An 11430-nucleotide genomic window follows, 5' to 3' on the forward strand; every position below is an offset into this window, starting at 1 on the left:
GACTCAGTTGAGAACGGCTGCGCGGGCTGGCTTAAGTATCGGCAGCCTGTCCAACAACGCGTCAGGAATGCCGACATTGCTCGACTACATTGCCGCTGACATCATGCCCATTTCAGCGTTACTCAGCAACGCCTCCATGTTCATCACAATCAACATGCGGTCGCCCACGTTGGCCAAGCCGGTAATAAAGCGGGAATCAATGGCGGTATCGAACTGGGGCGCCGGTTTGATGGACTGTGACGTCAGCGTCACCACGTCCGACACCGCGTCCACCACCGCGCCGATGACCGTGCCCCGCACGTTCAAAATAATGACAACGGTGAATTCGTTGTACTCGACCTTGTCGATATTGAGTTTGAGACGCAAATCCACAATCGGCACGATGACACCGCGCAAATTGATCACGCCTTTGATGAACGCGGGTGCATTCACCATGCGGGTCGGCTCTTCATACGAACGGATTTCCTGCACACGCAAGATATCAATGGCGTACTCTTCGCTGCCGAGCCGCAAAGTGAGATATTGACCGCCATCCGCCACAATTTGTGTTGCGGGCGCGCCGGATTGAAAGGCGTTGGTGGCTTTTTTCTGCATCGTTTCCATGGCTTCGATTTCTTTGTTGCGTATGAGTCAAAGCATGATACACGGGCAAGAAGAATCTCCAGTTGCCGGCACAACGCCCAATCACAGACGTTCAGACAAAAAAACGCCTGCTGGTGGCAACACCGCAGGCGCTTCTTTATTGATAGCTACTCACGTCCACCAGACGGGGGCTAGAGGCTAAAAATACATGAATTATTCTTGTGCTTTGTTGTAGTTGGCCATGCCGTCCATGATTTCTTTCTTGGCAGACTCCGCATCTTCCCAACCCTTGACCTTGACCCACTTGCCTTCTTCCAGATCTTTGTAATGCTCAAAGAAGTGGGCGATGGTTTTCAGACGCACGGGGCTCAAGTCCTCCGGCTTTTGCCAGCGGCTGTAGAGCGACAGCACCTTGTCGATGGGCACGGCCAGCACCTTGCCATCTTCGCCGGCTTCATCGTCCATCTTCAGAATGCCGATAGCGCGGCAGGTCACCACCACACCGGGGATCAGGGGCACGGGCGTGATCACCAACACGTCCACCGGGTCGCCGTCGCCGCTGATGGTTTTGGGCACATAACCATAGTTGGTGGGGTAGTGCATGGCGGTGCTCATGAAGCGGTCCACAAAAATGGCGCCAGTGGCTTTGTCCACTTCGTACTTGACGGGATCAGCGTTCATCGGAATTTCGATGATCACATTGAAGGATTCAGGGACGTTTTTGCCGGGGGTAACGTTGTCAAGGGACATGATGGTTCTTTGGATTGAGTTAAATCAGTAACAGTGATGGATTAACCACGATTTTACTTACTCGCCACTTGCTGAATCCGGGAACCGGCTTTTTTCACGTTACAGTAAGTTTGTTGGCCAATCGTCTGCATCCATCATCTGTTGATGTTTCTGCGAGGAAGCAACGCAGCGGTGGTGCCGCTTGCGTTGCACCACTACCTCGCGAAACAACGATAGGAGATTCATATGATGGAGCACTCAGCGCTGATTTTGGCGCTTGTTTGTGGGTTCATAGCCGTGGCTTACGGCTTTTGGGCACGCAGCTGGATTCTTTCCCAGGATGCTGGCAATGCGCGAATGCAAGAAATTGCAGCCGCGATCCAAACCGGTGCTGCGGCCTATCTGGCTCGACAGTACAAGACCATCGCCATCGTAGGCGTGGTGCTGGCGATTCTGATTTTCTTCTTTCTTGACTCTTTAAGCGCAGTTGGCTTTGTGATCGGCGCCGGCCTGTCAGGCGCTTGCGGCTTTATTGGCATGAATGTTTCGGTTCGCGCCAATGTGCGCACCGCCCAGGCTGCCACCAAAGGCATTGGCCCGGCACTGGACGTCGCCTTTCGCGGTGGTGCAATCACTGGCATGTTGGTGGTGGGCTTGGGCCTGCTGGGCGTAACCGGTTTTTACTGGTTTTTGGTCGGCAACGGCAACCTCACACCGGACAAAAACCTGGCGCAACTGCTCAACCCGCTGATCGGCTTTGCCTTTGGCGCATCGTTGATTTCCATTTTTGCCCGACTGGGCGGCGGCATTTTTACCAAAGGTGCAGACGTCGGCGCTGACTTGGTGGGCAAGGTCGAAGCCGGCATTCCCGAGGACGACCCGCGCAACCCGGCGGTGATTGCCGACAACGTCGGAGATAACGTGGGCGACTGCGCCGGTATGGCGGCGGACCTGTTTGAAACCTACGCCGTGACGCTGATTGCCACGATGATTCTCGGCGCTCTGCTGATCACTGGTGCCGGTACCAACGCTGTGGTCTATCCGTTGGCCTTGGGCGCGGTATCGATCGTGGCCTCCATCATTGGCTGCTTTTTCGTCAAAGCCTCGCCCGGCATGAAAAATGTGATGCCAGCGCTGTACAAGGGGTTGGCGGTGGCAGGTGGTTTGTCGCTGATCGCCTTTTACTTTGTCACGACGTGGCTGATACCTGACAACGCGATTGCCGTCTCCGGTAGCCAGATGAAGCTCTTTGGGGCCTGCGCCGTCGGTCTGGTACTGACCGCGGCTTTGGTCTGGATCACCGAGTACTACACCGGCACGCAGTACGCCCCGGTGCAGCACATCGCACAAGCCTCCACCACCGGTCACGGCACCAACATCATTGCCGGCTTGGGGGTCTCGATGCGCTCCACCGCCTGGCCGGTGATTTTTGTGTGCGTGGCCATTTGGACCGCCTATGCACTGGCCGGTCTGTACGGCATTGCGATTGCCGCCACTTCCATGTTGAGCATGGCCGGCATCGTGGTTGCGCTGGACGCTTACGGCCCCATCACCGACAACGCCGGCGGTATTGCTGAAATGGCAGAAATGCCCAAGAGCGTGCGCGACATCACCGACCCACTGGATGCAGTGGGCAATACCACCAAGGCCGTCACCAAAGGCTATGCCATTGGCTCCGCCGGGTTGGCCGCTTTGGTCCTGTTTGCCGACTACACACACAAACTGGAAGCCTACGGCAAGGTCATCAGCTTCGACTTGAGCAACCCAATGGTCATCATTGGCCTGTTCATCGGCGGCATGATTCCCTACCTGTTTGGCGCCATGGCGATGGAAGCCGTGGGCCGCGCTGCCGGCGCGGTGGTGGTTGAAGTACGGCGCCAGTTCCGCGAAATCAAGGGCATCATGGAAGGCACGGCCAAGCCCGAATACGGCAAAGCGGTGGACATGCTGACCACGGCCGCCATCAAGGAAATGATGATTCCATCGCTGCTGCCGGTGGTGGTGCCGATTCTGGTGGGCCTGGTGCTCGGCCCGGCGGCTTTGGGCGGTTTGCTGATGGGCACCATCGTGACCGGCCTGTTCGTGGCCATCTCGATGTGCACTGGCGGCGGCGCCTGGGACAACGCCAAAAAGTACATCGAAGACGGCAACTATGGCGGCAAAGGCTCCGACACCCACAAAGCGGCCGTCACCGGTGATACCGTGGGTGACCCGTACAAAGACACGGCCGGTCCGGCGATCAACCCGCTCATCAAGATCATCAACATTGTGGCGCTGCTGATTGTGCCGGTCATGATGAAAATCCACGGCGGCTGATCCGTACACCGTGCGCAAGAGCCCGCTTTGGCGGGCTTTTTTCATTGTCGGCCCCTGATGAATATCAAAGGCGGCAAGCCAGCCGTCACTTACATTAAATTTGAATAAATTAAAAGGTGCACGCTTGAACCATCGCAATCTCATTCGTGGCGGAGGCCTGTTGTTACTGGCGTTGTTGATGGGAGGCTGCTCTTCCTTGCTGCCCCGCGCCCGCAACGAATCGTCTTCGTTCAAAAGCTTCGAGGAAGCGCGCAACGCGATCGACGGACTGGTTCCGATGAAAAGCAATGTCGCCGAATTGTCCAGACTGGGGATTGATCCGACGCAGCAGCCCAACATCACCATCCTGACCCAGGCCGACGTTGTGCGGCGCTTCGTTCCAAGCGCCCTGCTCAAACGGGAAGACCTTGATCCGGGCGTCTTGGCCTGCCTGGAAGCGCGTGATGCCTGTCGCGGCTGGGAGATGACTGCTTCGCGCATCAACAAGAAGCGCACCGGCAATTTCTTGGCAGATTTCACCAATTTTTCTCGCCACGCCGAAACCACCGGCTGGCGCTTCAACGCATTGATCTTGCTGGTGAACGACGTGGTCGTCTACCGCGCCTGGGGCGGACAGCCCAGCGTCAACGAGAAAGAGGTCAGCACCAACCCGCTGGGTCCGCTGCAGGAGATGGGGCCGGCCATAATTGTCAACCCATAAACCAGTCCAGGCGCGGCGCTCTGCTTTTGGCAGAGAATCCGGTTTATGCAATTTAATTACATCGCCAACGCTTGCACCCCGTCCTCGTCCGGTCGCACCATTGCCATGCTGGACCCCTCGGATGGGCAGCCTTATGACGAAATCCAGCGCAGCAACGCGGCAGACCTGGACCTTGCGGTGCGCGCCGCGCGCCAGGGCCTGGAGGCCGTCTGGCACAAGTTCAGTGCCGCCGAGCGGGGTCGCCTGCTCATGCGCCTCTCCCTCAAAATCACCGAACATGCGGACGAGCTGAGCGCCATCGAACAACGCGACTGCGGCAAGCCCACCAAACAGGCCCGCGCTGATGCGGCCGCCCTGGCCCGCTACTTCGAGTTTTATGCCGGCGCCTGTGACAAGCTGCATGGTGAGACCATTCCCTACCTGGATGGCTACAGCGTGCTGACCTGGCGCGAGCCGCATGGTGTCACCGGCCACATCATTCCGTGGAACTACCCGATGCAGATTTTTGGCCGCAGTGTGGGCGGTGCTTTGGCGGCCGGCAATGTGTGCGTGGTCAAACCGGCGGAGGACGCCTGCCTGTCACTTCTCCGGGTGGCGCAACTGGCCGCTGAAGTGGGCTTTCCGGCCGGCGTCATCAACATCGTGACCGGCTACGGCCATGAAGTGGGCGACGCCTTGGCACGCCACCCCGGTATTGACCACATCAGCTTCACCGGTAGCCCGGCAATCGGCACCCTGATCCAGCAGGTCGCGGCACAGCGCCACTGCCCGGTCACGCTGGAGCTGGGTGGCAAAAGCCCGCAGATCGTCTTTGCCGATGCCGATCTGGAGGCGGCGGTTCCCGCCATCATCAGTGGCATTGTGCAAAATTCAGGGCAAACCTGTTCCGCTGGCTCACGCCTGCTGGTGGATCTGGCCATTTACGAACCGTTGCTGGAGCGTTTGGGCCAAGCCTTTGAAAACCTGCGCGTCGGCCCGGCCGCGATGGACCTCGACTTGGGCCCCTTGATTCGCCAGCAACAGCAGCAGCGTGTCTGGGATTTCTTGAGCGACGCCCAAGTGGCCAATATCACGATGGTGGCCCAGGGCAAAGTCGTCGAGGAAGCGCCACAAACCGGCTTCTACCAGGCCCCGACCCTGCTGCGTGATGTGCCGGTGACACACCGACTGGCACAGGAAGAGGTGTTTGGCCCGGTCCTCGTTGCCATGTCGTTTCGTGACGAAGACCACGCGGTGGAAATGGCGAATGCCACCCCGTTCGGTCTGGTGGCGGGCGTCTGGACCGCTGACGGCGCCCGGCAGTTTCGCATGGCCCGGCGCATCCGCAGCGGCCAGGTTTTCATCAACAACTACGGTGCGGGCGGTGGTGTGGAGTTGCCTTTTGGCGGCATTAAATCCAGTGGCTACGGGCGCGAAAAAGGGGTTGAGGCACTTCATGGCTTCACCACCCTCAAGACAGTGGCGATCAAGCACGGGTAATCAAGGTAAAATCAACCAACTAAAGAGATTCAGCCGACCACGCGCCTGAGATAAACCATGTTTGACTTTCTGAATAAAAAGCATCCAAAAAACGAGCCCCCGTCCAGCGTTTCGCCGATTTCCGTGACACCCAGCGGTTCCCAGCAGCACAGCAATGTGCAACGTGAACTAATCCGGGTTGTTTTGAAAGACACCCTGCGGCTTCACGGCATTCCGCTCAACTGGCTCGCCTGCGAGGTCATCCTCATCGCGCGAGCCCCCGGCGACGAAGAGTTGCATATCCAGTTGGTCGTCATGAAATGGAACGAGCAACTGCTGCGTTATGCAACCGCATTGCAGCAGCAACTGCTGCACGGACTGGACCGGTTTGACCCGTCGGTGGACCATTCCAGGTACATTGTTTCGTGGCGTTTTACGCCCGACAGTGGCTGTCCTGCCGTAGCGATGCCAGACCCGAAGGTTTGGCTGCAAAGTACCCTGCCGCCGGCCAATGAAGTGCCGGCGTCCGTGCTGGACCGGCGCAGCAGCCGGCGCGCGCCGAACGCCCCCGCGCTTAGTCCTTCGCCATCCGGTACTCCAGCGCCGTCGCCCGACTTTTCAGCAACCCAGATGAGTCCGCTGCAGTAAGCACGCGGCTTCACTTCAAATCAGAACGGCAACCTCCGCTTTGGAGGTCCAGTCAATCGGCTCCTGCTGGAGCGCCATATCGATGTCGATGCCCAGGGTTAGCGCAACCACATCCGGAAAATGGTCAATCAAATCCTGCTCGTCATAGTTGGCCTCCTTGGCACGGGCACGCCACGCGGCGACATGAAGAATACCGGCCATCGGCTCATACACATCATTTTCAAAAGGCTGGCATTGGTGCTCTAGCGCGTCCACAATGGGTTGTGGAAACTGCCAATTGCGGGCAAAACCAGCCCCGACATCGGCATAGCAATAACCCAATAATTTGCGCTCGGCCGAAGCGCGTTTCATACCGAGCGGCGGCACCTGCTGGCCCAGTTTGGCCAATTCTTTTGACAGCCCCAGGTGCATGACCAGTTCACCGATGGCATGGATCAAACCGGCGGTGAAGGCGGCCGACTGGTTTTGTCGAATCATGCCCCCCAGAATGCGCGCCAACTTGGCCACATTCAGGCTGTAGCGCCAGAATTGATGCATATCGATCCCCGGGATCGCCGTGAATGCGCCGACCACGGCCGCGGCGGTGGTCAGGGACCGAACCTGATCAAGCCCCATGAGCGCCAGCGCCTCTGACGCGCTGCTGATCTTGCTGGAAAACTGAAATTGCGCCGAGTTGGCCAATCGCAGCAAGCGCGAGGCAAGCACCGGGTCGGTATTGATCAACTGGGTGATTTTGCGTAGATCGGGCTCCGTCTGATCCAGTTCATTGAGCAGCAAGGCAATGATTTTCGGGATGCTGGGCAGTGCCCCGTTGGAAGCAAGCAATTCTTCGAGAGTCATCAATGACGGCGCCTGTGGTTCGAATTGAGAAAGGTTAACGATTATCGGTCAAGCCCGCCCTCTGAAAACGTGCCAAAATCCGGCTTGAATACAGCATTGGCCGGCCACTCAAGTGCGTGGTGATGACGCCTGTATGACCCGTCACCTCCTCACACAACGTATCCAGGCACCTGACCATGCGCGTACAAGACAAATCCATCATCGTGACCGGTTCTGGTGGCGGCATTGGCGAAGGAATCGCCAAACGGCTGGCCGCCGAAGGCGCCAAAGTGATCGTCAACGACATCAATGCCGCCTTGGGCGAAAAAGTCGTCGCTGACATCGTCGCGGCAGGCGGCACGGCTTCCTTCTTTGCGGCTGACGTGACCCAATCCGACGACGTTCGGGCCCTGGTGGCCGCCGCCGTGCAGCGCCATGGCAGGCTGGACGTGATGGTCAACAACGCGGGCTGGACACACCGCAATCGCCCGGCGCTCGAAGTGACCGAAGACGAATTTGACAAGTGCTACGCCGTCAACGTCAAGAGCATTTACCTCGCCACCATCCATGCCACACCCGTCTTCCGCGCCCACGGCGGCGGCAGCTTCATCAACATCGCCTCCACTGCGGGCGTGCGTCCCCGTCCCGGCCTGACCTGGTACAACGGCTCCAAGGGCGCGGTGATCACCACCTCCAAGTCGCTGGCCGCGGAATTGGGGCCGGACAACATCCGCGTCAACTGCATCAACCCGGTCTTTAACCCGGACACCGGACTGGCGGCCGAATTTGCCGGTGGCCCGCTGACCGAAGAACGGAAAGCCCAGTTCCGCGCCAGCATTCCGCTGGGCCGCTTTTCCACGGCGCTGGACGTGGCCAATGCCGTTTTGTACCTGGCCAGCGACGAAGCTGCCTTTATCAGCGGCGTGTGCCTTGAGGTTGACGGTGCCCGCTGTGTTTAACCCTCACGCCACTCGCAAAGCCATTTATGACTGAACGTAAAACTCCTCGCATCGTGCCGCTGGTTGACCTGCGCTCCGCGTCACTGCGCACCCCGGCGGCGGCCTTCGCAGCTGACACCCAGATCGTCGCCAATGGCCTGCTGACCGACACGCAACAGCGCCCCTTGCGCGATTTGCGCATCAGCGTGACGGACCGCTGCAACTTTCGCTGCAACTACTGCATGCCCAAAGAAGTCTTTGACAAAGACTACAGCTACCTGCCGCACAGCGCCCTGTTGTCATTTGAAGAAATCACCCGCCTGGCCAAGGTGTTTGTGGCGCATGGGGTGCAAAAGATCCGCCTCACCGGTGGCGAGCCATTGCTACGCAAAAATATCGAGTTGCTGATTGAACAGTTGTCGGCCCTGCGCACGGTGGAAGGTCGTCCGCTGGACCTGACACTCACCACCAACGGCTCGTTGCTGGCCCGCAAAGCGCGGGCGCTCAAGGCGGCGGGCCTGCAACGCGTCACCGTCAGCCTGGACGGTCTGGATGACGCCGTGTTTCGCAGCATGAACGATGTCGACTTTCCGGTGGCCGACGTGCTGGCCGGGATTGAGGCCGCGCAGGCGGCCGGCCTGGGGCCGATCAAAATCAACATGGTGGTCAAGCGCGGCACCAACGAACATCAGATTTTGCCGATGGCACGGCGTTTCATGGGCTCGGGCATTGTGCTGCGCTTTATTGAGTACATGGACGTCGGCGCCACCAATGGCTGGCGCATGAACGAGGTGATGCCGTCCGCCGAGGTGGTGCAACTCATACATGCCGAGTTACCGCTGGTGCAACTGGAACCCAGCAATTCCGGCGAAACCGCCGAGCGCTGGGGTTATGCCGACGCCGGCGGCCAGCACGACAAAGCCTTGGGTGAAATCGGCGTCATCAGCAGTGTGACGCAAGCCTTTTGCGGTGACTGCAACCGCGCCCGGCTGTCGACCGAAGGCAAGGTCTACCTGTGCCTGTTTGCAGCCCAGGGTTACGACTTGCGCGCCCTCCTCCGCGCTGAAGCGTCGGAGGCCGACCTGGCCTCTGCCGTCGGGCATATCTGGGCCGGCCGCACGGACCGTTATTCCGAGTTGCGCAGCGCCCTGGCCCCGGATGCGGGAAGTGGCATGCACCGCGTTGAAATGAGTTACATCGGAGGCTGAATTGATCAACCCAAATGACATTACCGGCCTGGTTCTGGCCGGCGGCCGCGGCTCCCGCATGGGGGGCGTCGACAAGGGCCTGCAAACCTTCAACGGCATGCCGTTGGCGCTGCACACCCTGACGCGCCTGCAGATGGGCGGCGGGGTGGGTCAGATCATGATCAACGCCAACCGCAATCTGGCCGCCTATGAATCGTTTGGCGCCTCGGTCTGGCCCGATAGCCTGGCCGACTACGCCGGGCCACTGGCCGGCTTCATGACGGGGCTGGAGCGCTGTGAAACGCCCTTTTTGGTCACCGTGCCGTGCGACACACCGTTGTTGCCGCTCGATCTGGTGCCGCGACTGGCGCAGGCCCTGGAGGCCGAAGATGCCGACATCGCGATGGCGGCAGCCCCTGAAGTCGACCAGAACGGCCAGCTGCAGATTCGCAACCAGCCCGTTTTTTGCCTGCTGCGCGTCGAGTTGCTGGAAAGCCTGATTCAGTTCACCCAGGACGGCGGCCGCAAGATTGACGCCTGGACCGCCCTGCACAAAACAGTGGTCGTGCCGTTTAACTTACCGGACGACGACCCGCAGGCCTTCTGCAACGCCAATACGCTGGCCGAACTGCGCCAACTGGAAAACACCTGAGCATGAAAACCATCGACAGCATCGCGCAAGAGCTGGAAGGCTACGACCCGCAAGCCTTGAGCGCCACCACCGTCAGCGCTTTTTTGGCCCGGCTGGTGGAGCCCGTGACAAGCCAGGAAACTGTCGGTATTTTTCAGGCACTGGGGCGCGTGCTGGCGCAAGACGTGATCTCGCCCATCAGCGTGCCGCCGCACGACAACTCGGCCATGGATGGCTATGCCTTTGACGGCGCCCAGCTGTCGGCACAAACGTCCTTGAACTTGCAGGTCATGGGCACCGCCTTGGCCGGCAAAGCCTGGCCGGGCCGGGTTGGGCCGGGTGAATGCGTGAAGATCATGACCGGCGCGATTCTGCCCCACGGGCTGGACACCGTGGTGCCGCAAGAGTTTGTCACCCGCAGCCCTGCCGCAGCGGGTCTGACGAATGAGACTTCGACCCCCAACGAGTTCATCGTCATCCCGGCCGGCTTGCTCAGCCTCGGCGACAACCGGCGCAAGCTGGGCGAAGACCTGCTGCAGGGCCAGCCCGCGCTACAAAAAGGTGAGCTACTCTCGCCCGCTGCGCTTGGGCTACTGGCCAGTTTGGGCATTGAACAGGTGGCGGTGTGGCGCAAACTGCGGGTCGCCTACTTCTCGACCGGCGACGAGATTCTGAGCCTGGGCGAAGCACCGCGCGAAGGCGCCGTCTATGACAGCAACCGCTACACCGTGTTTGGCCTGCTGACCCGGCTGGGGTGCGAGGTCATCGACCTGGGCGTGGTGCGCGACGAGCCGGCGCTGCTGGAAGCGGCCTTCCGCCGTGCCGCCGCCGAAGCGGATGCCATCATCACCAGCGGCGGCGTCAGTGTCGGGGAAGCCGATTACACCAAAGCCATGATGAAAAAACTGGGCGGTGACGCCGGCGGTGTCGCCTTCTGGAAGATTGCCATGCGACCCGGTCGCCCGATGGCGGTAGGCCGCATTCTTAAAGACAAATCGAGCGCTAGCCCCCGCGATATAAGCGCTAACAGCTATCAAAAAGAGAGTGAGTCAACAGCCGCCGAAACGGCGGTGCTGTTTGGCCTGCCCGGCAATCCGGTGGCCGTCATGGTCACCTTTCTCGCGTTCGTGCGCCCGGCCCTGCTGCAAATGATGGGCAACACCGCTACGCCACCGCCTTTGCTCAAAGCGCGCAGTGGTGAAGCAATTCGCAAAAAACCGGGGCGCACCGAGTACCAGCGCGGCACCGTCAGCAACGCGCCGGACGGCTCACTGCGGGTCAAAACCACCGGCAATCAGGGCTCCGGCGTGCTGAGCTCCATGGTGCAGGCGAACGGCCTGATCGTGCTGCACCACGCTCAGGGCAACGTTGCCCCGGGCGATGAAGTCGATGTGATGATGTTTGACGGCGTGATCTGACCGG

11 protein-coding genes are annotated in these 11430 nt (G+C 59.9%); 8 read left to right on the plus strand and 3 right to left on the minus strand.

Features of this window, described 5'->3' with window-relative positions; genetic code table 11:
- Positions 1–84 precede the first annotated feature (84 nt).
- Positions 85–603 carry a chemotaxis protein CheW gene (locus tag HHJ17_RS05515; RefSeq protein WP_296498695.1) on the minus strand — a complete coding sequence of 173 codons (519 nt, stop codon included), beginning with the start codon at positions 601–603 and terminating at the stop codon, positions 85–87.
- Positions 604–795: 192 nt separating this feature from the next.
- Positions 796–1332, minus strand: a complete 537-nt coding sequence (gene ppa, locus HHJ17_RS05520) for an inorganic diphosphatase (RefSeq protein ID WP_296498698.1) — start codon at positions 1330–1332, stop codon at positions 796–798.
- Positions 1333–1557: 225 nt separating this feature from the next.
- On the opposite strand from ppa, the gene HHJ17_RS05525 reads away from it, so the two are divergent.
- The 4 genes from HHJ17_RS05525 (at position 1558) to HHJ17_RS05540 (ending at position 6433) form a co-directional block, all read left to right on the plus strand.
- Positions 1558–3627 (plus strand): sodium-translocating pyrophosphatase, encoded by a 2070-nt coding sequence (locus HHJ17_RS05525; protein ID WP_296498700.1) that lies wholly within the window; start codon positions 1558–1560, stop codon positions 3625–3627.
- 124 nt (positions 3628–3751) lie between these two features.
- Complete coding sequence (locus HHJ17_RS05530; protein ID WP_296498703.1) at positions 3752–4327, plus strand: hypothetical protein; 576 nt, start codon at positions 3752–3754, stop codon at positions 4325–4327.
- Between the two features lie 45 nt (positions 4328–4372).
- Positions 4373–5806, plus strand: a complete 1434-nt coding sequence (locus HHJ17_RS05535) for an aldehyde dehydrogenase family protein (RefSeq protein WP_296505199.1) — start codon at positions 4373–4375, stop codon at positions 5804–5806.
- Positions 5807–5863: 57 nt separating this feature from the next.
- Positions 5864–6433, plus strand: coding sequence for a hypothetical protein (locus HHJ17_RS05540; protein ID WP_296505201.1), 570 nt, complete (start codon positions 5864–5866; stop codon positions 6431–6433).
- Positions 6434–6448: 15 nt separating this feature from the next.
- Here HHJ17_RS05540 and HHJ17_RS05545 read toward each other — a convergent pair whose 3' ends face one another.
- On the minus strand, positions 6449–7273 hold the full coding sequence (locus tag HHJ17_RS05545; RefSeq protein WP_296505203.1) for an HDOD domain-containing protein: 825 nt from the start codon (positions 7271–7273) through the stop codon (positions 6449–6451).
- A gap of 176 nt (positions 7274–7449) precedes the next feature.
- Here HHJ17_RS05545 and HHJ17_RS05550 point away from each other — a divergent pair, with 176 nt between their 5' ends.
- Genes HHJ17_RS05550 through glp form a run of 4 tightly spaced genes read left to right on the plus strand, consistent with a single transcriptional unit; the run spans position 7450 to position 11426 of the window.
- The gene (locus tag HHJ17_RS05550; RefSeq protein ID WP_296505204.1) at positions 7450–8211 is read left to right on the plus strand and encodes an SDR family oxidoreductase; all 762 of its coding nucleotides are present in this window, start codon (positions 7450–7452) and stop codon (positions 8209–8211) included.
- 26 nt (positions 8212–8237) lie between these two features.
- Positions 8238–9398: a GTP 3',8-cyclase MoaA gene (moaA, locus tag HHJ17_RS05555; protein WP_296505206.1), complete on the plus strand. Its 1161-nt coding sequence runs from the start codon at positions 8238–8240 to the stop codon at positions 9396–9398.
- Between the two features lies 1 nt (position 9399).
- The gene (gene mobA / locus HHJ17_RS05560) at positions 9400–10029 is read left to right on the plus strand and encodes a molybdenum cofactor guanylyltransferase MobA (RefSeq protein ID WP_296498718.1); all 630 of its coding nucleotides are present in this window, start codon (positions 9400–9402) and stop codon (positions 10027–10029) included.
- Positions 10030–10031: 2 nt separating this feature from the next.
- A complete protein-coding gene (gene glp, locus HHJ17_RS05565; RefSeq protein WP_296498720.1) occupies positions 10032–11426 on the plus strand; it encodes a gephyrin-like molybdotransferase Glp in 1395 nt (464 codons plus the stop codon).
- Positions 11427–11430: the final 4 nt, after the last annotated feature.

Origin of the sequence: Rhodoferax sp., assembly GCF_012927445.1 — a bacterium.
GTDB lineage: Bacteria > Pseudomonadota > Gammaproteobacteria > Burkholderiales > Burkholderiaceae_C > Rhodoferax.